The sequence below is a fragment of the Prosthecobacter gellanilyticus genome, assembly GCF_007992435.1.
Classification (GTDB): Bacteria; Verrucomicrobiota; Verrucomicrobiia; order Verrucomicrobiales; family Verrucomicrobiaceae; genus Prosthecobacter; species Prosthecobacter gellanilyticus.
Window position 1 is genome coordinate 135077 of record NZ_BKAG01000008.1, and the last position, 23849, is coordinate 158925.

Annotated in this window: 16 protein-coding genes; 6 read left to right on the plus strand and 10 right to left on the minus strand. The window is 60.2% G+C overall.

All coding sequences use genetic code 11. The features are described 5' to 3' along the window. Positions 1-24 precede the first annotated feature (24 nt). Positions 25-6006, minus strand: coding sequence for an RHS repeat domain-containing protein (locus BGE01nite_RS07530; RefSeq protein WP_146849821.1), 5982 nt, complete (start codon positions 6004-6006; stop codon positions 25-27). Positions 6007-6138: 132 nt separating this feature from the next. On the opposite strand from BGE01nite_RS07530, the gene BGE01nite_RS07535 reads away from it, so the two are divergent. Then, entirely contained in the window at positions 6139-7188 is a 1050-nt protein-coding gene (locus BGE01nite_RS07535) for a ComEC/Rec2 family competence protein (RefSeq protein ID WP_170266661.1), read from the plus strand. A gap of 3 nt (positions 7189-7191) precedes the next feature. On the opposite strand, the gene BGE01nite_RS07540 is transcribed toward BGE01nite_RS07535, so the two are convergent. The 3 genes from BGE01nite_RS07540 to BGE01nite_RS07550 all read right to left on the minus strand — a co-directional run bounded on the left by BGE01nite_RS07540 (position 7192) and on the right by BGE01nite_RS07550 (position 9248). After that, positions 7192-7770 carry a hypothetical protein gene (locus BGE01nite_RS07540; protein ID WP_146849823.1) on the minus strand — a complete coding sequence of 193 codons (579 nt, stop codon included), beginning with the start codon at positions 7768-7770 and terminating at the stop codon, positions 7192-7194. Positions 7771-7843: 73 nt separating this feature from the next. Next, a complete protein-coding gene (locus BGE01nite_RS07545; RefSeq protein ID WP_146849824.1) occupies positions 7844-8431 on the minus strand; it encodes a DUF2062 domain-containing protein in 588 nt (195 codons plus the stop codon). 13 nt (positions 8432-8444) lie between these two features. Beyond that, complete coding sequence (locus BGE01nite_RS07550; protein ID WP_146849825.1) at positions 8445-9248, minus strand: undecaprenyl-diphosphate phosphatase; 804 nt, start codon at positions 9246-9248, stop codon at positions 8445-8447. Between the two features lie 159 nt (positions 9249-9407). Here BGE01nite_RS07550 and BGE01nite_RS07555 point away from each other — a divergent pair, with 159 nt between their 5' ends. The 4 genes from BGE01nite_RS07555 (at position 9408) to BGE01nite_RS07570 (ending at position 14916) form a co-directional block, all read left to right on the plus strand. Continuing rightward, a complete protein-coding gene (locus BGE01nite_RS07555) occupies positions 9408-10913 on the plus strand; it encodes a S1C family serine protease (protein ID WP_146849826.1) in 1506 nt (501 codons plus the stop codon). A gap of 37 nt (positions 10914-10950) precedes the next feature. Then, on the plus strand, positions 10951-12606 hold the full coding sequence (locus BGE01nite_RS07560) for a PDZ domain-containing protein (protein WP_170266662.1): 1656 nt from the start codon (positions 10951-10953) through the stop codon (positions 12604-12606). A 29-nt stretch (positions 12607-12635) separates the two neighbouring features. After that, positions 12636-13265, plus strand: a complete 630-nt coding sequence (locus BGE01nite_RS07565; RefSeq protein WP_146849828.1) for a deiodinase-like protein — start codon at positions 12636-12638, stop codon at positions 13263-13265. 91 nt (positions 13266-13356) lie between these two features. Next, positions 13357-14916 (plus strand): phospholipase D family protein, encoded by a 1560-nt coding sequence (locus BGE01nite_RS07570; RefSeq protein WP_170266663.1) that lies wholly within the window; start codon positions 13357-13359, stop codon positions 14914-14916. A 235-nt stretch (positions 14917-15151) separates the two neighbouring features. On the opposite strand, the gene BGE01nite_RS07575 is transcribed toward BGE01nite_RS07570, so the two are convergent. The 6 genes from BGE01nite_RS07575 to dnaK all read right to left on the minus strand — a co-directional run bounded on the left by BGE01nite_RS07575 (position 15152) and on the right by dnaK (position 22188). Then, positions 15152-16120 carry a peptidyl-alpha-hydroxyglycine alpha-amidating lyase family protein gene (locus tag BGE01nite_RS07575; protein ID WP_146849830.1) on the minus strand — a complete coding sequence of 323 codons (969 nt, stop codon included), beginning with the start codon at positions 16118-16120 and terminating at the stop codon, positions 15152-15154. Between the two features lie 5 nt (positions 16121-16125). Continuing rightward, complete coding sequence (locus BGE01nite_RS07580) at positions 16126-17040, minus strand: sugar phosphate isomerase/epimerase family protein (protein WP_146849831.1); 915 nt, start codon at positions 17038-17040, stop codon at positions 16126-16128. A 402-nt stretch (positions 17041-17442) separates the two neighbouring features. Continuing rightward, the gene (gene groL, locus BGE01nite_RS07585; RefSeq protein WP_146849832.1) at positions 17443-19065 is read right to left on the minus strand and encodes a chaperonin GroEL; all 1623 of its coding nucleotides are present in this window, start codon (positions 19063-19065) and stop codon (positions 17443-17445) included. 64 nt (positions 19066-19129) lie between these two features. Further along, positions 19130-19426 (minus strand): co-chaperone GroES, encoded by a 297-nt coding sequence (locus BGE01nite_RS07590; protein ID WP_146849833.1) that lies wholly within the window; start codon positions 19424-19426, stop codon positions 19130-19132. A 142-nt stretch (positions 19427-19568) separates the two neighbouring features. Continuing rightward, on the minus strand, positions 19569-20198 hold the full coding sequence (locus BGE01nite_RS07595; RefSeq protein ID WP_146849834.1) for a hypothetical protein: 630 nt from the start codon (positions 20196-20198) through the stop codon (positions 19569-19571). 40 nt (positions 20199-20238) lie between these two features. Further along, the gene (gene dnaK, locus BGE01nite_RS07600; protein WP_146849835.1) at positions 20239-22188 is read right to left on the minus strand and encodes a molecular chaperone DnaK; all 1950 of its coding nucleotides are present in this window, start codon (positions 22186-22188) and stop codon (positions 20239-20241) included. Between the two features lie 699 nt (positions 22189-22887). On the opposite strand from dnaK, the gene BGE01nite_RS07605 reads away from it, so the two are divergent. After that, a complete protein-coding gene (locus BGE01nite_RS07605) occupies positions 22888-23700 on the plus strand; it encodes an alpha/beta hydrolase (RefSeq protein WP_146849836.1) in 813 nt (270 codons plus the stop codon). Positions 23701-23849: the final 149 nt, after the last annotated feature.

Genomic DNA, 23849 nt, shown 5'->3' on the forward strand with positions numbered 1-23849 from the left:
CAGCGGTATGTGACGCACGGCCTGTCATTGGCCAAACATGAGAAGACAGTCCATCACCGAAAGCGCCTCCACGGCCAGCCCCGTGCCGGGTGGTGCGGAGACTCCGAAGTTAGACCCATAGCCAAAGCCCAGGGTGGCTGCGCCAAGAGGCCGTGGAAGGCTGGTGGGAATGCCGAAGAGCTCAAGGGCGCAGTTCTTCGGCTTGCCGGTGCTCCCGACCTGGAAGATCACCGCATTGGCCACACCAGCCCAGAGATTGGAAACACAGCTCGCATAAGAGCAGAGCGCACCAGGCCGCACGATGCCGACGATCAGCTCGATGTACTCCAGCGCGGCATTCTGGCCGGTGGGATCCCGGAACATCACCGGATTGTTTCCCGCATAGCGGTAGAGGTTCATGTCACCGCCCTTGAGGCCGAGCGGATCCTCCTGGGTGAAGCGGCCCAGACGCGGATCATAGTAGCGCGAGCGCATCTCATAGAGTCCGAGGGCCTCGTTGTAGAAACGACCTGCGAAACGCAGGGTGTCGATGCCCGGAGGCGCGGCACCGATGAGATTGCCAAACGCATCATACGAAGCCCAGAAGACCATGCTGCCCTCGGCGGACATGGCTCCCTGCACGGTGCCGATGTGGTCGGTGAACAGGAGGCGCTCACTGGAGCCCTGACGCCATACTCCGTAAAAGGTGTCGAGCTTGCTCGGATCATAGAGGAAGGCGGCATTCACCGCGTTCGCACCATCTGCAAACTCAGCCAGCGGCATCTCGCGATCATAGAGAATCCAGGTCTTCGCGCCGTTCAGGCTGCGGCTGATCATGCGGCCCGCATAGTCATAGGCAAACTCGACCGTGGTGCTGGCAGGTGCGACGGCGTTGGCATGTAGCGTGGCCTGCACGAGCTGGCTCCGGTGGTCATAACTGTAGCGTGTGACCTGCCCGCTGGCGCTGTCCGTCTTCTCGGTGACATTGCCCTCGGCATCATGCGTGAAGGAAAGCGTGCCCGTGGTGAGCAGGCGGTTGCCAGTGCCGACTGTCGAGGGACCTGGAATGAGATGCGAAGACGTGCGCACGCCCATGGTGTTGTAGGTGTAGCTCTCCGCAACTCCACCGGTATGGGTCACTGCGGTGAGCTGGTCCAGCGGATCAAAGGTATGCGTCGCGGTATCGCTGGCTCGGGCGATGCTCGTGATCCGGCTTTCCGCATCGCGTGTGAGCACCGCCGGGGCTTCCGGATTCAGCGGCACGCCCGCGCCATCCGTGTGAGTGATGTTCGTCAGCCGGCCCAGCAGATCCCAGGTGTAGCTTGTTCGTGACTTCATCGGCCCGCCATTGTGATAGCGGCGGATCTCGGTGAGCGCGTTGTTCGCATTGCGATAGAAGTCCAGCGTCGGTCCAAAGAAATTGTTAGGCGGTGACCAAAGCAGGCGCTGCAGGTTCGGGCCCTTGTACTCCGCGATGATGCGGAAGAAGTCCGCGCCTCCGGTGACCAGCATCTGCGTTGGAGCGGGGTTGTCTGACACGGTCTCAGCCCCGCAGCAGCCACCGGATCCGCCGGCATCATTCGCACCCCAGGAGTAGGCGATCTGCTTCCGCACCTGTCCAGGATAGGTCACTCCGATCGCACCAGGTCTTGGCAAAGGACCGGCAAAATCCCAGGTGCCGCCGCTGTCCGTGATCACGGAGATGGAGTCATCGAATTGATACGTCACCGTGATGTCGCGGATCACCGCGCCCGTTCCATCATGCCAGCGCTCATGCGTGACACGGTTGCTGCTGTCATAGGTAAAGGTACGGCGCTTGCCGTTGCGGTTGATGATCTCCGTCACGTTGCCTGCCGTGTCGTAGGCGATGGTGGCAAAGGCTCCCGTGGGATCCGTGAATCTTGTGAGGCGGTTCAGCGCATCATACTGCCAGCTGGTGGTGTTGTTCGCGGCATCGGTGATGCTGGTCACATTGCGTTCCTCATCACGTAGGACGGAGGTGCTGGATCCGCCGGGCAGCGTGATCTTGTCGATCCTGCCGTCTTCAGTGGTGAGATAGTCCGTGGTGCGGCCGAGGCGGTCGGTGTCACGGCGTGTGCCATTTGGCAGCAGGGTGCTGCTCTTGCTGTGGTTATACGGATCCGTCTGCTGGGTCGGTACGCCCTGCGCATCATAGGCGAAGCTGAAGGTGCGGCCACCTGCCAGCGTGGCGTTTGTCATGTTTCCGTCGCCCGTAAAAATGGTCTGCGCGGCGAATCCGAAGGGACTTCTCACGGCGCTGAGACGGCCCTGCGCATTGTGCTCATAGGTGGTCACCAGATCCGGCCCTCCCGCGGGATTCGGACTCGCCAAGGTGGCCAGCTTTCCCTCCGGCGTGTAGCTGTAGGTTCCCGCCGGTTTGCCGGGTTCAGAGGCCGTGGCCAGATTGCCCTTCGCATCGTAGGTGTAAGTCGCGGTCTCGCCGTTGAAGGTGCGCCGTGTGAGCATCTTGCCATCCGCATTGTAAGTCGCGTTGAAGTGTGAGCTGGGCCGGATCATCTGAGTCACATGACCATGGGCATTGTACTGCCAGGTCTGCACATTCCCGCGTGCATCGGTGCGCTTGGTTTGCCTGTCAGGATTGGCCGGGTCATTGAACTCAAAGGTGGTGGTCTGGTTCAGCGCATTAGTCTCGCTCGTCACATTGCCGCGTTCGTCATAGACCAGGCTCGTCACGTTGCCGCGACGATCCGTGAGCGTGCCGGTGAAGGCTCCTGGATCCAGATCCAGCTCGGAGCGCTCGCCATTGGCATCAATGATCGCCACAAGCTTGCCTCCGGCGTCATATTCATAGGTCACACCCACGCGGCCCAGAGGATCACTCACATCCTTCAGGAAGTGCGCGGGATTCGCATGATAACTCATCTCGGTCACGCGGTTGTCATCATCCGTCACAGTCACGAGATCTCCTGCGGCATCATAGCCATAACTAATGATCACACCATCCGGAGCCTGGATCTGCGTGATGCGGTTGTTGCCATCACGCGTGAAGGTGATGGCGGCTCCGGTGCTGTGACGAAGACCGCTGGCCGTGGCGGAAAGCACGTTGCCATTGCGGTCGCGTGCCTCGCGGAAGCCGCTGTCTTCATCATAAGTGTAGCGCGTGCCATCCGGCGTGGTGAGGATGTAGACGGAGGGATTCCAGGCCGTGCCGAGGAAGGAGAGGAAGACATCACCGTTGCTGTCGATGGCGAGAAAGGGATTGTTTCCTTCCGGCACCTCCAGGGTTTCATACACGCCGGGATCGGCGATGAACTCCGCTTTATACACGGCACCAAACAGGCCGCCGACACCGAACTCCGCGTGAAAGGTGAAGCCTGCGCGCTTGCCGCCGGGTGTGTTCACATACACGCGGGTGCCTTCACGGAAGGGCGTGTTGCCAAACATGCCGCTGCCGGTGTCCGCCACAGTCTCCTTCACATCCGGATTGAGGAAGGCGAGGCTCCAGCCATGCCCGAGCCCCTGGTCTCTCTCCGCATCGAGTGAATCATAGACACGCCGGATCACAAACGGGATGCCACCCACAGGCAGCGAGAGGTCCGTGAACTCACGGCGCAGACGTCCTAGCTTCACCGTGCCCGCGACTTCAATAGGCAGCGGCTCTGCCCAGCCGAGACGGATGTCATTCCAGGCCGTGATGCGCACGATGTAGGAGCCATCCGGGATCAACGAAGTGTCCAGGCGGGCGATGACATTGTTCGTGATGGTGGTCGTGCCTTGGGCAATGCGCTTCCACGGCGGCTCACTAGATCCGAGGTCATTCAGATCCACCATGTTTGCAGGCGCATACTCCGCGAACCATTCCACCAGCGGCCTTGTGCTGGTGATACTGCCCATGATGGGTGTGACAAGTCCGGCCGTGCTGCCTTGCGCAGGCGAGGTGATGGTCACACGTGGCTGGATGTCCTCCGCATTCACGCCTTTGGCGAAGACCTGCCCGCGATACACCGTGGCACCACCACCCGTGGGCGTGGCACGCAGCCGGAGAAAGTAAATGCCGTTAGGCAAGGTCGCGATAGGCAACGTGCCCGCGCTTTGATTCGCCAGATAACCCGTGCCGCTGGCAATGCTGACCCAGTCTGGATCCGCGGCAGGCATGTTGTAGGGATCAATCAGCGCGACGGGTGCATAGTCGAGCACCCAGTGTGGTGTGGCCAGGCCTTCGATGGTGACCACCACGGGTGTGTTGTTGGTTAGGATCGCTCCCGAGTAAGGCGTGATGACACGCGCATCCAAGGTTCCTTCCACACCAGCGCCCGTGAGGTTGAGATTGAAGGGAGACGAGCCGTCCGCGTTGAGCACATAGACAGTGGCTTCCTCGGTCGTCGTATGCCCGCCGGTGTCCGTCACGGTCGCCACTAACTGCACGGCGCCTGCGGTGGGCAGCGGCACTGTGCCCTCACCTTCAGCATTGAGGGAGATCGCCGCGCCATTGGCGGTGAGGCCTCTCGATGCGATGCCGATGTCATCCGCTGTCAGCACCTGCACGGGCGCGCTTTGTCCGGCCCGGAACTCCGCGCCATCCACAAACAGAAACACATCCGGCGGATCATCACGGAAATGCCTGCCGAAGTTCTGGTTCTCATACACTTCATTGCCCGCGATCACGAGCTCGATGGAGCCCGCCCTCGGCCGAGCGAAGTTCACCGCTTCCGCGCCGACCAGATCAAAGCCCTGTGAAGCACCCTGGCTGCTCGTGGAGGTGATCTTCACATACTGCACCACGCCGGTCACACCGCGCGTACCGAGATCGATCGGGATGGCGGTGGAGCTCGCGCCTAGCTGCTCGATGATCGTGCCTGCGTTTTGCAGCGTGCCGTTGGTTAGGCCGAGCTGGATCGTCGCTTCTTCATTCACTCCCTGGGTGATGACGTGGATGATCAGATCCGTGCCCGGCCTGTCGATGATGCGCTCATCAAACCGCCAGGTGATGGAGCCGGTCTCGGGAATCGAGAGGTACTCATTGTAGCTCCACACCGCCGTCGGCGGCAGGTTGCCACGCCGACCGATGGGCTTGAGCGTGATCGCGGGATCGAGAGGTTGATTGGCACGAAAGGCGATCTGCGGCACCACCACGGAGGTGTCTTCCGGAATGCCGTAAGGCACGGCAAAATCACCCCCCACACCATGCGTGTAGTTCACCACTTCATCAGGCAGACGATTCAGCACCGGTGAAGCGCCGGGTGCTGGCAGTGTCTGCAGTTGTCCCGCTGCCAGAACCTGCCGCACGGGATACACACCAGGCAGGAGATGCGTGAACTCATACTGGCCGGAGACATTTGTTTCAGTCACGGGTTCATCGCTGTCGAACTCGCCATTGAAGTTAGTGTCGAGATAGACGGAGGTGCCTTGCAAGGCCTGCCCGTCCGCCGTGTTGCCATCGCCATTGGGATCGGTCTTCACCACGCCGCGGATGGTGCCGCCCTGCGGATTCGCCACGAGAGGATTGGTGAAGGTCTGGTAGATCTCCGCGCCATCACTCAGGGTGTCGCCATCCGTATCCGCGAGCAGCACATTGGTGCCGAGAATGCCTTCTTCCAACGATGAGAGGCCATCGCCATCCACATCCAGCGGTTCCAGGGCTCCGAGGCGGTAGAAGCCTCGCCCACCACTCAGGGTGAAGTTTTGCGACATGAGTGCTCCCGTGCCGTTCAGCGTCGGGCTGAGGGAAGTCCACGACACCAGCGACACTGTTTGTTCGATCTCATAGCGCGCGCCCAGACTGGAGGGCCAGGAGATCGTGATGGAACCTGGGGCTCCTGCTGAGATGAGCGAGGGCGGGATGGACGTGGCCTGACGTGGATGCGTGCCGAACAAATATTCCTCCCACGTGGTGAAGCCATCCGCATCATGATCCCAGTCCCACTCATAGGTGTGCAGGTTGTAGCGTTTCAGCCAATAGTCACCCGGTTCACCGGCTGATGAGGTGCCACGGCCCAGCATCAGAGCCAGCGGCAGGATGAGAAATAAAACGGGGGGAGTTTTCATGGGGCTCTTCCCTCCGATGAACAACTCCCGGCCCGACGTTGCAGTCCGCCGCCAGATTTTTCCGCGCTGGGAAATTCCAGCATGGTGCGGGCAAATGCGCGCGTTATGCTTTTCCTCGTTTCCAACCTCTGCATGAAACCCCTCCTCGCCGCCTTTTTCGCCCTCACACTCGCTGCTTCAGCCCGGGACAAGACGCTGGACATCTACTGGATCGACTCCGAAGGCGGAGGCTCCACGCTCATCGTCACACCTGCGGGTGAATCCGTGCTGGTGGACACCGGCAACCCTGGCGGACGTGATCCGCAGCGCATCCAGAAGATTGCGAAGGAGGTCGCAGGCCTGGAACGCATTGACCACGTCATCATCACGCATTTTCATGCGGATCACTTCGGCGGTCTGGCCGAGCTCGCGGCCTTGATGCCCATTGGCACGCTGCATGACAAAGGTGTGCCGGAAGGCAGTCCCGATGGCAAGCCGCAGGATGCACGCTGGGCGCTGATGCGTCGTCCTTATCTCGATGCGAAGGTGGAGAAGCGCGCGACGATTGGCGCCGGTGTAGAAGTGCCGCTGAAGCAGGCGGAAGGCAGTCCGAAGCTCGTCCTCCGCTGCCTGGGGGCTAACCAAAAGTTTATTCCACCGTATCCCGACCAGCCGGAGAACCCGCTCAAAGGTTCCGTGCCTCCGAAGGAGGTCGATCCGACCGACAATGCGAACAGCGTGGTGCTCGTGCTCGAATACGGCGGCTTCCGTTTCTTCGATGGCGGTGACCTGAGCTGGAATGTGGAGGACAAGCTGGTGTCACCCTTCAACCTCGTCGGCACCGTGGACCTGTATCAGGCCAACCATCACGGTCTGGAAGTGAGCAACAACCCCATCCTCATCCGTAGCCTGCAGCCGACGGTTTCCGTGATGAACAACGGCCCGAAGAAAGGCACCAGCAAATCCGCCATGGATGCGCTGAAGTCCACACCGACCCTTCAGGCCATGTATCAGGTGCATGAAAACGTGCGCGACGATCACGAGAACACCGCGGACAAGAGCATGATCGCGAATCACGGTGATCTCGCGGAAGGTTGTGCGGCGAATCACATCCACTGCACGGTCAGCACGGATGCGAAGAGCTACACCCTCGAGGTGCCTTCCCAAAAACACACGCGAACCTTCCAGACACGGGCGAAGTAAGCGCTACTTCTCGACAGGTGCAGAAATGACGACGGTGTAAGTGACACCCGCAGCTTTCAGCACTTCATAGGGTGTGCCGATCTTCATGCGCAGCATGCCCTGGGAACGGTGCTGTTGATACTGCACGCTTGCGGACATGGGCTGGGCAAAGCCCGGTGCTGGCACGGCTTGCGGGGGAGCCACTGCTCCCGTTGCCACAGCCGTAACCACCGGGTAGCTGAAGTCGATGTTGTAGGTGAAGAGCAGGAGGCCTTCGTCTTCCGCCAGTTCTCCCGCGACTCCGAAGCTTGTGGGCGAAGGACCGCTGTCCAGCGGGCCCGAGACGGAGACTTGAGGGGAGCAGGTCAGCATGGTCAGTTCGCCGACCGGCTTGCCATTCGTCGTGGTGGAGAAGGTGATGAGGTAGTTTTTGCTCAGCGTGTCGGGCTTCGCTGGAGCCTGTGAACCCGGGGCTGCGATCAAGGCACGCCTTTTAACGGGAGGCACGACCGGTGCTGAAGGCGCTTGGGAAAAACCAGGGAGGATACCACTGGTCATGAGTAGCAAACTGGCGAGCAGAAGAACAGGGAGAGAGAGCTTCATGGCCGGTCTGTGACGAGAGCGCCGGACGAGATATTCGGATGAAAGCTAATCGCCCGGCAAACACCTAGACCACTTAAAGCGGATCATCCCCGCTTTTCAGCGGCAGCTCGGGCTCCTTGCGCCGGTCGCGCCAGTGCTCCAGCCAGCCCCAGGTGACGTAGGACACAGCATAGGAGATGGGGGTGAGCACAGCGCCGAGCACCACGCCGCCAAAGAGCATGACGGGCGCATGCTCCCTCAGTGCCATCCACATGCCGGCCACATCTTCCGGCAGTTTGTCCGGAAAGGGAGTGCTGGGCACCTGGGTGAAAAAGGCCAGCGCCCATTTTCCCACCGCATACTCCAGCGGCACGAGCGCGGCCATGGTCACCGGATTGCTCAGCCAGCACATGACTAGCGCGATGGGGATGTTCACCCGGAAGATGGCCGCCACGATGGTGGCCGCAGGCATCTGGATGGGCAGCAGCTGCAGCGTGATGAACATGCCGATGGCCAGACCGCCGGAAAAGGTGTGCTGCGTGGGCTTCCACACCCGCTTGTTCAGAAAGTGCAGCGCGAACCAGCGCATGACCCCGCTCCGCTTCAGCTTTCTCGGATGCTTGAGAAAGCGGATCGTTTTAAAGACGGTGCGGCGGAAATAGCCTCTGACGTGATCGAGCATGAGCGCGTGGAAATCAGTGGGTGTGGAGGGTCGCTGCCATGATGAGCAGGATCACACCGAGTACAATACGATACCAGGCAAAGCCATTGAAGGTATGGCTTTGCACAAAACGGATCAGCCACTTTACCACGACAAAGGCGGAGATGGCGGAGACCAGGGTGCCGAGGGCAATGAGACCCCAGTGCTCCTTCGCGGCCTCCCCTTCCAAAATGGAAGAGACGATCTTCAGGCCTCCCGCCGCCATCAGCGTGGGGATGCCGAGCAGGAAGGAAAACTCCGTGGCCGCAGGCCGGGCGATGCCGAAGGCCATGGCCATGAGGATGCTGGCTCCGGAGCGGGAGGTGCCAGGACAGACGGCCGCGAGCAACTGCGCCGCTGCCACGGCCACCACCACGGCCCAGGTGATCTCTGAAAGCCCTTCCTTGCCGCGATACTGCCTCTCCAAAATCAGGATGATGATGCCGCCGATCAGCGTGGCCCAGGCCACCGGCTGGATGGTCTCCGGCAGCTCGACACCCAGTTTCTTGATCACCAGACCACCTGCGGCGGTGATGCCAAAAGAGACGGCAAGCTTCAGCAGGTAGTCCCGTGTGGCCGGATCTCTCAGAGTGGTGGCCAACTGCTTCACCCGCTGCATGAAAACGGCCAGCACCGCCAGCACAGCACCGCTCTGGATCACCACGTCAAAGAGGTCCCCCTGCTTCGGCAGCCAGCCCAGGTTCTGCGGGATCAGCAAATGCCCCGTGGAGGAGATGGGCAGGAACTCAGTGACCCCTTCAATGATTCCAAGGATGATGACGGCGAGCCAGTCGGGCATGAGGGCGGAAAAAGGGCAGGGGGAGAGATTGCGGGCGCGAATAGTCGGGCAGGCGACGTTGAATGCAAGCCTCCCGGCAGTAAACCCCAACGTTTCGACGAACCCCTTGTCATAGTCCCGCGCCGCTGCGTATCTTTCCCGTCACGAGCCAATTTAATCATGAAGCCACGTCTCCTCCTGCCAGTCCTGGCCCTGCTCTGCGGGGCTGGTCTCACCCCGGCCCCCGCCCAAGAAAACTCTGGTGCCAGCCAGGCGATCGATCTCAGCTCCGGTGACTGGGAGGGTGTGGTGAACATCGACGTGTCCGTACTCTTCCCGGATTTCCGCGAGCCCTGGAATGCCGGAGCGCCCTCCAGCGGCAGCGGCACCGGCTTCATGATCGGCAAAAACCGCTTCCTGACGAATGCGCACGTCGTCAGCAATGCCACGAAGCTGGTCATCCGAACCACGAATGATCCGCGTCCGCACCCGGCGCGTGTCGTGTTTGTGGCGCATGATTGTGACCTGGCCATCATCGAGGCGGAGGATGGAGCCCCTTTTGAGAAGATGAAGCAGCTGACCTTCGGCGGCATTCCAAAGCTGAACACAGAAGTCATCGCCGTGGGTTACCCCATCGGTGGTGAGCGCATTTCGGTGACACGCGGCGTGGTTTCTCGTATCGACTTCAACACCTACAGCCATAGCGAGGTTGACTCCCACCTCTCCATCCAGGTGGATGCGGCCATCAATCCCGGCAACTCCGGCGGTCCTGTGCTGCAGAATGGCAAGGTCGTGGGGGTGGCCTTCCAGGGATACAGCGGCCGCGTGGCGCAGAATGTGGGCTACATGATTCCGGTGCCGGTGATCCAGCGCTTCCTCAAGGATGTGGAAGACGGCAAGTATGACTACTACGTGGACCTCGCCATCACTGACTTCCCGGTGGAAAACAGCGCGCAAAAGAAGGCGCTCAACATCAGTGACGATGGCGTGGGCGTGATGGTGGCAGAGGTGGAGCCTGCGGGCAGCGCCGGCGGCACCTTGCAGCGTGGTGATGTACTCCTCGCGCTCGATGATAATCCCGTGCTCAACAACGGCCTCATCCGCTTCGAAGGCGAGCTCATGGACATGAGCGAGGTGGTGGAGCGCAAGTTCGCCGGTGACAAGCTGAAGGTCGCCTTCATGCGCCAGGGCAAGAAGTTTGAGAAGGAGGTCGAGCTGAAGCGCTTCGCACCTTACGTGAAGCTTGGCAGCCAGTATAACATGCGTCCGCGCTACCTTGTGTATGCCGGCCTTGTCTTCCAGCCCATGGATCGCAACCTCATCGATGCGCACGGCGTGCGTGATCCGGTGGCCAGCTATGTGTTTGACAACTACCTCACGGACAAGCTCTACGTGGAGCGTCCTGAGCCCGTGATGCTCACCACCGTGCTTTCTGATGAGGTGAACGCGCATCTCACCGTCTATGCGCAGAGCGTGGTGGACGAGATCAACGGCGTGAAGATCCGCGAGCTCAATGATGTGGCCGAGGCGCTGAAGAAGCAGGACAAAAAGAAGGACTTTGTCGTCATCACGCTGCTGGAGAAAGGCCGCCCGGTGGTGCTAAAGCGCGACCTCGCTGACGCTGCGCATCCCCACATCATGCAGACCTATGGCATCCCTGCGGATTCCTACCTGGGCAACGAATGATCCCGCTGAGACTGAAACTCCATTTTTTGAATCTGACATGAAGCCTTTCCTCACTCTCAGCCTCGTTCTCGCCGCCGGCCTTGCCCTGGCCCAGGAGCAGCCGCCTGAAGCGCCTAATCAAAAAGGCGGCAGCGCTGCTGCCAAGCCGCCGATTGCCGACCTGCCTCCGGGGGATGCCCCGCTGCGTCCGCCGCCCATGGCTCCGGGCCAGCCTCCGGGCATCGTCCGCAAACCCATCGGCACCATCATCCCGCCTCCGCAGATGATGCAGCCGGTGATCAACACCAGCTCGCTGCTGAAGGTCAACGTGACCTACCAGAGCTTTAACCTGCAGATCCCCTGGCAGAAGGAAAGCGCCGGTGGCCGTCGTGGTCTCGGCATCGTGCTCGCGAAGAACCGTGTGCTCGTCACCGCGCAGATGGTGGCGGACTCCACCTACATCGAATTTGAGCTGCCGGACAGCGGCCAGAAGCTGCCTGCGAAGGTCGAGGCCGTCGACTATGAGGCCAACCTCGCCCTGCTGGCGCCAAACTCGCCTAACAAGGAGAAGGACTTCTTCCTCGGTCTCACCGGTGTGGAGCTGGACCCCTCCGCGCGCATCGGTGATGCGCTCTCCGTCTGGCAGTCTGGTCGCGTGGGTGACCTGATTGTCACTCCCATGCGCATCAGCAAGGTGATGACTCAGGGTTACTTCGTCGAGAATGCCGCCTTCCTCGTCTATGAGGCCACCGGCATCATCCGCAGTGAGTCGAACAGCTTCACGCTGCCCGTCGTGAAAGGCGGCAAGCTCGCCGGATTGCTGCTTCGCTATGACTCGAAGAACCAGGTCGCCACGCTGCTCCCGGCCCCGATCATCGAGCACTTCCTCAAGGATGTGGGAGATGGCAAATACGATGGCTTCCCCTCCTTGGGCATCGAGCTTCAGGTCACGCAGGACGAGCAGTTCCGCGAGTATCTCGGCATGAAGAGCGGCACCCCGGGCGTCTTTATCAGCAAGGTGATGAAGGGCGGCACGGCTGACGAGGCGCGCATGCAGAAGGGGGACATCATGCTCTCCATCAATGGCAACGATGTCGACGCCCGCGGTGACTATCAGGACAAGCAGTTCGGCGCCGTGAGCGCCAGCCACCTCATCCGCGGCCGCGGCTTTGTGGGTGACGAGGTGGAGATCAAAGTGCTGCGTGATGGCAAGGAAGTGCTGCTCAAAGGCAAGCTCACCCGCAAGCAGCCGGACGACTATCTTGTGCGTCCGTACCTCTTTGATCACGGTCCAAAGTATGTGCTGAGCGGTGGTGTGCTCTTCCAGGAGCTGACCAGTTCCTACCTGAACTCCTTCGGTGGCGAAAGCCGCAGCGGAGCTCTTCTTCGCCTTCAGCGCATCGCCTCGAATCCTGAGGAGTTTGAGAAGGACGGCCGCAAGAAGATCGTCTTCATCGGTGCCGTGCTGCCGACTCAGAGCACGCAGGGTTATGAGCGCATGAGCGGCCAGATGGTGCTGGAGGTGAACAGCCACAAGATCACCGAGCTCAAGGACGTGGCGGCAGCCCTGAAGGAGCCGAAGGATGGCGTGCACACCATCAAGCTGCGCGAGTTCCCCTACCTCCTCTACCTTGATGCCCTCCGCGTGGAGCGTGACAACATGCAGCTCCTCAACGGCGCCTTCCGCGTCGGCGAGCTGTCACGCCTGGAGTAGTTATTACTAGTTAGGTGAAATTGAAGAGCATGAAACATCTCATCCATCTTCTCTGCCTGGCCTGTTTGCTCGGCGCTGTCACCAGTGCCGGGGCGCAGGGCCGGCCGAAGCGTGGTGACATCGGTGTGAGTGGCCCCAAGCCAGGCACTGAGGCACCTGACTTCACGCTCACCAGCGTAGAGGGGAAGAGCATCCAGGCTTCAGCGCTGTGGAAGGAGAAGCCCACCGTCATCATCACGGCCAGCCACACCTGTCCCGTTTTCCGTGGCAAGGCGCTCGCCATCGAGTCCTTGCGGAAGGACTTTGGTGATCGCGCGAACTTCATCGTCGTCTACACCCTCGAAGCCCATCCGCAGGGAGATCCCAGCCCCTACAGTGGTGAGGAGTGGGTCACGCCGAAGAACGAGAAGGAAGGCATCCTCTTCCGCCAGCCCACCACGGATGCAGAGCGCATGGAGCGTGCGAAGGCCTGTTCCGAGCGTGAGAAAATGACCGTGCCGGTCGTCGTGGACAGCATGGCAAACACGGTTTGGAAAGCCTACGGCAGCGCGCCGAACTGCGCCTACATCATTGGCAAGGACGGCAAGGTCATCGAAGCCGAGCCCTGGATGGATGCGGCTAACCTGCGTCTGGTCCTGCAAAAGCTCACGGCCGGTTGATCCCACTGTCACGTAGAGGAGGAGGGACTCCGTCTTTCTTGTTGGGCAGACCGGCTTTCAAGACCACGGCCCCATAAGAATGATCCGCTCAATGAATGCCCGGCTCTGCTTTGTGTTTGGTGGACTGCTGTCGGTGACGCTTGTCTCATGCGTCACTCACAAGGCGTCACCCGCAGCTTTGCCCACAACCGGCTTTGTCAGTGAGGAGACCATCGACCATGCCTGCCAGGTGCGCACGGTGCGCCGGCGCGGCACCTCCGGCTTTGAAGTCTTGTATGAGGGACGTGATGCCTATCTCGCCCGCCTGGCCGTGATCGAGGCCGCGCAGAAGACGCTGGATCTTCAGTACTTCATCTGGAGGGATGACCTGATCGGCACCCTCATGGTGGACCGTCTGCTGGCCGCCGCGGATCGCGGTGTGAAGGTGCGCCTGATGCTGGACGTGACCCTGGGCGCGCAGTCGGAAGTGCGCTCTGCCGTGCTCGCCGCGCACCCGAACATCACCGTCGCCTTTTTCAATCCCATGACGGATATGAAGGGCATCTTTGCCGGCAATCCAGTGCCTGTCATCGGCGAGATCGACCGCATGCAATGCCGCATGCATAACAAGGTCATGATCGCAGATGGTTCCATCGTCATTGGTGGCGGGCGCAATCTGGCGGATGGCTATTTTGGCGCCCACCGTCACTACAACATGCGGGATCTCGACTTCATCGCCTCAGGATCCGTGGTGGAGGACTCGGCAAAGTCTTATGAGCTCTTCTGGCGTTCACCACTCACGCAGGTGGGCGATCCCCAAAAGCTCACGAAGCATGATCACGAGGAGCTTCGTGAACTGCGCGGAAAAGTGGGACGCAAGATGCGCTCGCTGGCGAAGAAGAACGGCACCCATCTCCCCCACTCCATGAGTCGCGGAGAGGCCCTGCAGACACTGCGCCAGCTGGCTGGCCGCATGGTCTGGGCTCCGTATGAGTTTGTGGCCGATCCACCCGAGCGCATGCTGCGGCAGACGAGGACAGCCTCACCGACCTCTCACAGCGTCGAGAAAGCCATGAAGGAAGCCGACTCTGAAGTGGTGATGCATGCCGCCTACTTTATCCCGGGTGATGAGATGCTCACCTTGTTCAAAGGCATCACCGATCGCGATGTCGAGGTCCGCGTGCTGACGAACTCGCTCGCTTCCATCGATGGCATCACCGCCATGTCAGGCATCGCCAATCGTCGAGAGGGCATCGTGGACAGCGGTGTCAGCCTTTATGAGCTGAATGCCAAAGCACCAAGCCGGAAGACTTATGTCATGGCTCCGAAGCCCACCCGCATGGGCATGCACACGAAGGGCTTTGTTGCGGACAATACCGTCTCCTTCATCGGCTCCTACAACATGGATCCGCGCTCCAAGTACATCAACACGGAGACCGGTGTCATCGTCCGCAGCCCAGCCTTCGCCGCTCGCTTGAAAGCCTCTCTGGAGGAGGACTTCAAGAAGGAGAACAGCTGGCACGTCACCCGTGATCAAGACGGGGTCATCATCTGGACCGGCCAGAAGCCGGGAAAGCCGCCCGCCGTTCATCATTCAGATCCTGGCGTCACCTTCGGCCGCCGCCTCCAATGCTGGATTCTCCGCCTCCTGCCTTGGGAAGACTTCTTGTAGTCACAGGCTACAAACGTACAACCCCATTCCAATGGGGTTGAGTCCCGATGCTCCGGCATGCCCCGAATGGCACAGTAGACCTAACGAAAAGCTTGTGTCTAGCACCGCTTCTCCGAGCCGGAGGCTCGGCGGCCTGTAGCCGGTGGTGAAGTGAGCGCAGCGAACGAGAACCGCCGGTCCATCCCATCCCACACATCTCTCGATCACGTGTCCCGGAGGGACGCTGGAAGCACTTTCACCTTCCCACACCCTTCCGTACAAACTTCTGCACCCGGGCACCCGTCCCCTCCGCCACATACACCGCACCATCTGGACCGATAGCGATGTCATGCCCCAGACGAAACTGCCCCGGCTCACTTCCGGCCGAACCAAAGGTATCAATAACATTCCCTTTCGTATCCAGCTCCACCGCCTTGCCCCGGTTCGCAGCCTTCACGGATGGTGACCCGCCATCAATGATAAAGACACTGTTATTCGCAGACACATCCACGCCATACGGCTTGCCAATCTGCGACCCTTTCCACTCTTCGATAAACACGCCTCTGGCATCAAACACCTGCAGCCGCTCATTCTCACGATCACAAACGATCACTCGCCCTTGGGCATCCATCGCGATCCCATGCGGCAGATTGAACTGCCCCGGCCCCTCACCCTTCGCGCCCCATTCGAACTCAAACTTGCCCTCCGCGTTAAACTTCATCACGCGCGTGTTCTTATACCCATCGCTCACGTAAAAGGAGCCATCCTTCAGCACCGCCACATCCGTCGGCAGATTGAAGTGCCCCTGATCTGCGCCCGGCTTGCCAGCCTCACCCAGCACCAGCAGTTGCTTGCCCTCCGGCTTGAACTTGAAGACCTGATGCAGCCCCACATCGGTGAGCCAGAGGTTGCCCTCATGATCCGCTGTCAGCCCATGCGGCATGATGAAAAGCCCAGCACCCCATGAATAGAGCAGCTTGCCCGTCGCACCATCGATCACACTGATCGTTGGTTCGGCGATGGGCTCCTTCGGAAACGGGTTCGACCACTTCCTGCCGCTGCGGTGAAACACAAACACGCGGTTCTGCGCATCCACACCCACACCCGCGCAGAGTCCCAGCACATGCCCTTCCGGCAGCTTCAGCCAGTCAGCCACTACCTCATGCGCAGGCTGGGCCGAAGCCACGCCCAGCATGAGACAGAAGAGGGTGATGAGCCGCATCATAGTGATCAGCCAAAATAAGGTGCCAGCACATTGCGCGCGACTTTGAGCGCCTTCATGCGGCCATCAAGCGTGTTGCCAAAAGTGCCGTCCTCCACCTCGATGCAGAAGGGGCCGTCATAGCCGATGCGCATGAGCTCGCCCATGAACTGCCCCCAGTTGATCTCGCCATAGCCAGGCAGGCGCGGCTGGTGCCATTTCAGCGGGAAGTCAAAGCGGCCCACCTCGTTCAGTGCCTTGCGGTCGATCTTCACATCCTTCGCATGCACGTGGAAGAGCTTGCTCTTGAACTCCTGCAGCGGGCTCAGCGGATCCATGTCCTGAAGGATGAAATGACTCGGGTCGTAGTTCAATCCAAAGTTAGGTGAATCGATGTCGTTAAAGGCCCTGCGCCAGATCGCGGGAGTCGTGAGCAGGTTCTTGCCCGCGGGCCATTCATCCTTCGTGAAGGACATGGGGCAGTTCTCGATGCCGACTCTCACGCCATGATCTTCTGCAAAGGCGATGATGGGCTTCCAGATCTTTAGAAAGCGTGGCCAGTTGTCATCCACGGTTTTTGTCCAGTCACGGCCCACGAAGCCCGTGGCCAGCTTCAAGCCCAGCTTCGGCGCGGCCGCGATGACCTTCTTGAAGTGCGCCACGGCCACACGAGAGGTCTCCGGATTCGGGTCCAGCATGTTCGGGTAATAACCCAGCGCCGTGATCTCCGTGCCATGATCCTGACACTGCGCCAGGATGTCCTCCGCCCTCGTCTTCGTCAGGGAGGTGACATCAATATGCGTCACACCCGCATACTTGCGCTCCGCCTTGCCCACCGGCCAGCACATGACCTCGATGGTGGGAAAGCCCTCATGCTGGGCAAAGGCGAGCACGTTCTCAAACGGCAGCTCAGGAAGGACGGCGGAGACGAATCCAAGTTTCATGGTGATGAGGGAGACATACGATGAGAAGGCCAGGCCTCCTGCGCCAATCCTTTGTGAGATGCCACGTGACAATCATCAGCTGATTTGTGACTCGTTGCCTCGAGTACGTTGTTCACGCTTCAGCGTGTTCAATGACGTTCGAAGACACGCTAAAGCGTGAACAACGTACACCCCGATCATCCTCATGGGCCTAACTATATAAAGTAAAACCGGGCTGGAGATTGCTCTCCAGCCCGGTCTTTTTTGGGGTTCCTTTGCGGGTTTTTTGTCCTCGGCCTTCACACAGGCTCCCGGCAAGTGGGGAGGCCTCGGGTCAAAAAAGGTTCGCTGGGAAAGCGGCCTGGCAACTTTGAATCGCACAGACCGCCGTCATTGGACGCCCGAAAGCGTCCTTTATTCAAATTACATCATGCCGCCGTGGTCGTGGCTGTGACCGCCGTCTGCCTTTTCCTCTTTCGGGATGTCGGCGATGAGGCACTCAGTCGTCAGGAGCAGGCCGGAGATGGAAGCGGCGTTTTGGAGAGCGCTGCGGGTCACCTTGGCTGGGTCAACGACACCTGCCTTGATCAGGTCGGTGTATTCGCCAGTGGCCACGTTGTAACCGTGGTTGCCTTTGCCCTTCTTGACTTCGGCCACGATCAGCGCGCCTTCGACACCGGCGTTGGCAGCCAGCTGACGGAGAGGAGCTTCGATCGCACGGGCGATGATTTCAGCACCGGTCTTCTCGTCACCCGTCAGGCCAAGGTCGCCAACGGCGGCCTGGGCACGGATGAGAGCCACACCACCGCCAGGGACGATGCCTTCTTCCACTGCAGCGCGGGTGGCGTGCAGGGCGTCTTCCACGCGGGCCTTCTTCTCTTTCATCTCGGTTTCAGTGGCAGCACCGACGTTGATGACGGCCACGCCGCCAGCCAGCTTCGCAAGGCGCTCCTGGAGCTTCTCACGATCGTAGTCGCTGGTGGTCTCGGCGATCTGGTTCTTGATCTGCTGCACGCGTCCGGCGATGGCGTCGGAGGAGCCTTCACCTTCAACGATGACGGTGTTTTCCTTGCCGATGGTGATGCGCTTGGCACGGCCGAGGTCGGAAAGCTCGATGTTCTCAAGCTTGATGCCGAGGTCTTCGGTGATGCAGCGGCCGCCGGTGAGGATGGCGATGTCTTCCAGCATGGCCTTGCGGCGGTCGCCGAAGCCAGGAGCCTTGACGGCCACGATGTTCAGAGTGCCGCGAAGCTTGTTCACCACGAGGGTGGCCAGGGCTTCACCTTCCACGTCTTCAGCGATGATGAGGAGGGGCTTGCCGGAGCGAGCGACCTTCTCAAGCAGAGGCAGCATGTCCTTCAGGGAGCTGACCTTCTTCTCGTTGATGAGGATGAAGGCGTTCTCGAGGTTGGCTTCCATCGTCTCAGGATTGGTGACGAAGTAAGGGGAGAGGTAGCCCTTGTCGAACTGCATGCCTTCCACGACTTCCAGAGTCGTTTCGATGCTCTTGGCTTCTTCGACAGTGATCGTGCCTTCCTTGCCCACTTTGTCCATGGCTTCAGCGATGATCTCGCCGATGCTGGCGTCCCAGTTGGCGGACACGGTGGCGACCTGGGCCACTTCCTTGCTGTCCTTCACCGGAGTGGAGATTTCCTTCAGCTTGGCCACGATGGCTTCAGTAGCCTTGAGGATGCCGCGCTGCAGGGAGGTTGGGTTGGCGCCGGCGGTCACGTTGCGGAGACCTTCGGAGTAGATGGCTTCGGCCAGCACGGTGGCGGTGGTGGTGCCGTCACCTGCGATGTCGGAGGTCTTGGAGGACACTTCCTTGATCAGCTGGGCGCCCATGTTTTCATAGGGGTCTGGAAGCTCGATTTCCTTGGCCACGGTGACACCGTCCTTGGTGATCGTGGGGGAGCCGAATTTCTTCTCGAGGATGACGTTGCGACCGGAAGGGCCAAGGGTGGCCTTCACGGCGCGAGCCAGTTTGGTGACGCCGCGGAGGAGGGCCTGACGGGCGGATTCGTCGAAGTGGAGTTGTTTAGCCATAACTAGATGTGTGGTATTAGAGTGGGGAATGGTTTGGAGAAGGTGGAACCACCTTCACTTTCAATTAGGCAATGATGCCCAGGATGTCGGTCTCGTTGATGATGAGGTGGTCCTCGCCATTCACTTTGACTTCGGTGCCGCCGTACTTGGAGATGAGGACCTTGTCGCCCTTCTTCACAGTGAAGAGAGTGGACACGTCCTTGCCTTCGTCGTCCTTGCCGGTGCCGAGCGCGATCACTTCAGCTTCCTGGGGTTTTTCTTTGGCGGTGTCAGGGAGGAAGATGCCTCCAGCGGTTTTTTCTTCGCTGAGGGAGCGCTTCACGAGGACACGACGTCCGAGCGGGGTGATTGCGGTAGCCATATTGGTCTGGTTATTGCTTATCGGGTTGTGGTTCTGGTTTGGTTTGTCTGCCCGACCGCCGCCCTGCGGGGAATGCAGGGACGGTGGTCGGGCGGAAATTTATGGGAGGGTCTCAGTTCAGAGGTCTCGGTTTGGGGAAAGGTTATTTGGCAGGGGCCGGGTTCTCTCGGATCGCCACGCCATTGCTCGCGCGTGCGGCGCCTTCGAGCGTCAGCTCAGGCACGGCCTCGCCGACTTCACCGGTGATGAAGCTCACGATCTGTTTCGGGTCTTCAGACAGCACCGCCTGCAGCATGCGGGACTTCTGGTCATGGTTGTAGTTCTTGATGTCCATGTCGATCCCCACCGTGCCGGGATCGCCAGAGAGGCCTTTCATCTTGGCCACCATCTGAGCGCTGTTGTTGATCTGGTCCTGCAGCCGCTTTTCCTGGCCCAGCTTCGTCAGTCCCACTTTCAGCGCGGCATTCACCTCTGGCACATTCAGCAGCTCATTGGCCGTCTTGTTCGGATATTTGGCAAGGATGTCCTCGGCTTCACCTTCCAGCTCAGCCTGGACATCCGTTTGGTTAGGCGTGGGCGCATTCAGCGCATCCGTGATCTCCGCATCAATCTTCGCATCCGAAACCGCAGCGGGCTTCGGCGCTTCAGCCGCCGTCTTCACAGCCTCCTTCTTGCCACAGGCGGAAAGCAGCAGGCACGCAGACAGCATCAGGAATGCCGGCCGTTTGGCCGACATTCCATGATGAATGTTCTGGATGATCGCTTTAAGCATGATCGATCGCGGTTCGGGAGGAGTCCGTCGTCAGTCCGTTTTACTTGTCCTTGTCCACGACTTCGAAGTCAGCGTCCACGACCTTGCCCTTGTCCTGGGACTTCGGCTCGGCAGCGGCCACGTCTGGATCACCAGCGGCACCTCCCATGTCGGGCATGCCACCTGCGCCTGGAGCACCGGCTCCTGCGGCTGCAGCGGTCTGGTAAGCAGCAGCGAACAGCTTCTCGATCTCCTCCGTCTGCGCCTTCATCTTGTCGATGTCGTTCGCTTCGATGGCGGACTTCAGAGAGGCCAGCTTGTCCGTGATCGGAGCCGTCTGGTCAGCAGGGACTTTGTCGCCCCACTCCTTCAGCGTCTTCTCGATCTCATAGGTCAGGCTGTCGGCCTTGTTCTTCACTTCCACGCCTTCCTTGCGCTTGCGGTCTTCCTCGGCGTGCTCTTCAGCATCGCGCTTGGCTTTCTCGATCTCCTCATTGCTGAGGCCGGAGCTGCCCTGGATGGAGATGCGCTGCTCCTTGCCCGTGGTCTTCTCCTTCGCGGAGACGTGCAGGATGCCGTTCGCATCGATGTCAAAGGTCACCTCGATCTGTGGCACGCCACGTGGCATCGGCGGGATGCCATCGAGCTTGAAGGTGCCGAGCGTCTTGTTATCGCGGCTCATCGGGCGTTCGCCCTGGAGCACCACAATCTCAACGCCAGGCTGCTGGTCAGCATAGGTGGAGAAGATCTGGCTGTGCTTCTTCGGAATCGTCGTGTTACGCGCGATCATCGGCGTGGCGACACCGCCTGCGGTTTCGATGGCGAGCGTGAGCGGAGTCACATCCAGGAGGAGCACGTCCTTCACATCACCCTTCAAAACACCACCCTGGATCGCAGCGCCGATGGCCACCACTTCATCCGGGTTCACGCCCTGATGCGGATCTTTGCCGGCCAGCTTGCGGGCGGTTTCCACCACCTTGGGCATGCGGGTCATGCCACCGACGAGCACGAGCTCGTCGATCTTGGAGGCATCCAGCTTCGCGGCAGCAAGGCAGTCCTTCACCGGCTTGATGGTGCGCTCAAAGAGGCTGTCCGTGAGCTGCTCCATCTTCGCACGCGTCAGCGTCTTCATGATGTGCTTCGGACCCGTGGCATCCATGGTGATGAATGGCAGGCTGATGTCAAAGCTCTGCGTGGAGCTGAGGGCGATCTTCGCCTTTTCAGCCTCTTCCTTGATGCGCTGCAGAGCGTCAGCCTGCTGGCTGAGATCGATGCCGCTGTCCGTTTTGAATTCACTCACGATCCAGGAGATCAGGGTGTTGTCCCAGTCATCACCGCCCAGGTGTGTGTCGCCATCGGTCGCGAGCACTTCAAACACACCGTCGCCGATCTCCAGCACGCTGATGTCAAAGGTACCACCACCGAGGTCATACACGGCCACCTTCTCGTCAGATTTGCTGTCCAGACCATAGGCCAGGGCGGCTGCGGTCGGCTCGTTGATGATGCGGCGCACATTCAGGCCGGCGATCTCACCGGCGGCCTTCGTGGCATTGCGCTGGCTGTCATTGAAATAGGCAGGCACCGTGATCACGGCTTCCGTGATGCTTTCGCCGAGCTTGGCTTCCGCGTCAGCCTTCAGCTTGCCCAGGATCATCGCGCTGACTTCCTGCGGGCTGTAGGTCTTGGTTTCGCCGCCGACTTCCACCTGCACGTGGGCATCGCCGTTCGCGGCGGCCACGATCTTGTAAGGCATGCGTTTGTCAGCATCTGTGAGCTCAGCAAACTTGCGGCCCATGAGACGCTTCACGGAGAACACCGTGTTGCGGGGATTCGTCACTGCCTGACGCTTTGCAGCCTGGCCGACGACACGCTCACCGCTCTTCGTAAAGGCCACGACCGAAGGGGTCGTGCGTGCGCCTTCGCTGTTTTCCAGCACCGTGGCCTTTCCGCCTTCAAGGACGGCCATGCAGGAGTTCGTGGTGCCGAGGTCAATACCGAGGATTTTGCTCATGTTGTGTGGGTTGGGAAAAAGGGATGGGGACGAATCTAAAATGTGCTCTCTATAGGGCACGCAGCGTGCCAGGACACGATTTGGAGTTGTAAACCGTTGATTGTGAGGGATTTAATATTTTTAATCCCCCGCTCAATCCGCCTTAAAAGTGCCATTTATGGCACAATTGGTCATTTTAGACCCTGGCACTTGGCACTTTGCTGGCACTTTCGAGGTCCCTGAGCCACCCAATCCATTCCGTGCTCTCCGCAACCTACCTTGATGAACCTTGATCCACCAGGATCGGCTAAAGTGGCCACCTTTCTCCGAAAGGTGAGCCAGCCTCGAAAGCTCGCGCCAGCCCTGCCTTCCCAAGGAGTGCTCTGGCCACCACCCGCCTTTAACAAGGTCGGATCCAGTCGGATTGACCCGGATCGGCCTCCCCTTTCTGAAACTATCGTAAACAGCCGTCAACCACTGTAAACCACCGTAAACATCCCCGGCTCCCATCCCTTTTCCGCGTCTTCCGCGTGTTCCGTCGGCAAATCTTCTCCCTCTCTGCCTCCAACTCTCCTGTGAAAAAGCCATTCATAGCTCCTCACGCTCCACCACGTCCCCCAACCCTCCAAGTGACCCAAGCGGCCCCTTTGGACAGCGCGGACACTCCTCCTTCCTGATTCGCTTCACAAACCCTGAATCAGGAGTCATGAATCTAAAATCATGAATCCCACAGCTTTCCGCACCATCGAGCTCTCCGATCCCGCCCTAACACCGGCAGGCGTGCATTTCATCACGGTGAAATCCGCCGCGCTCCGTCGTCGGGCAGACATCACCGTCTATCTTCCACCGGGCACGAAGCCGGAGACCGAGAGCCTCCCCCTCGTCACCCTCCTTCACGGCGTCTATGGCAGCCATTGGGCCTGGCTTTTCAAAGGTGCCGCACATCACGTGCTCGACCGCCTCATCCGTGAGGAAAACCTCCCACCCATAATGCTCGCCATGCCTTCGGATGGCCTTTGGGGAGACGGCAGCGGCTACCTCCGCCACGCCACCGCCGACTACACGCGCTGGATCATCGACGAAGTCCCCGCCGCTGCCGCCGAGATCGACTCCCGCTGCGTGCACTCGCCCCGCTTCATCGCCGGCCTTTCCATGGGCGGTTACGGCGCCCTCCGCCTCGGTGCCTTGCATCCTGAGCAGTTCGCCGGCATCAGCGCCCACAGCAGCATCTCAGATGCCGCCCAGATGCAGGGCTTCATTGAGGAAACCACCGCCCAGTTTGATCTTGCGGATGATCACCCTTCCCACGTGCTCGACTGCATGAAGCTGAACGCCCACCGCCTGCCTCCCGTGCGCTTTGACTGCGGCAGCGATGACATCCTCATCGAGCACAACCGCACCCTCCACCGCGAGCTCGACCTCGCCGGCATCCCCCACACGTATGAGGAATTCCCCGGCGCCCACACCTGGGACTACTGGCATACCCACCTTGCCGACTCCCTCCGCTTCTTCGCCCGCTGTCTGGCGAAGTGACGAAGCACTCTTCCCTTGGACTGCGGCAGCCCTGCTGCCGCTTTGAGGTTTGGCAGCCTTGCTGCCGGGAGGAGAGCCTAGCATAGACCCCTGAGGTTGTTTGAGTTCGAGACGGCCAGCAAGGCTGGCCTGGAGAAAGCGGCAGCAAG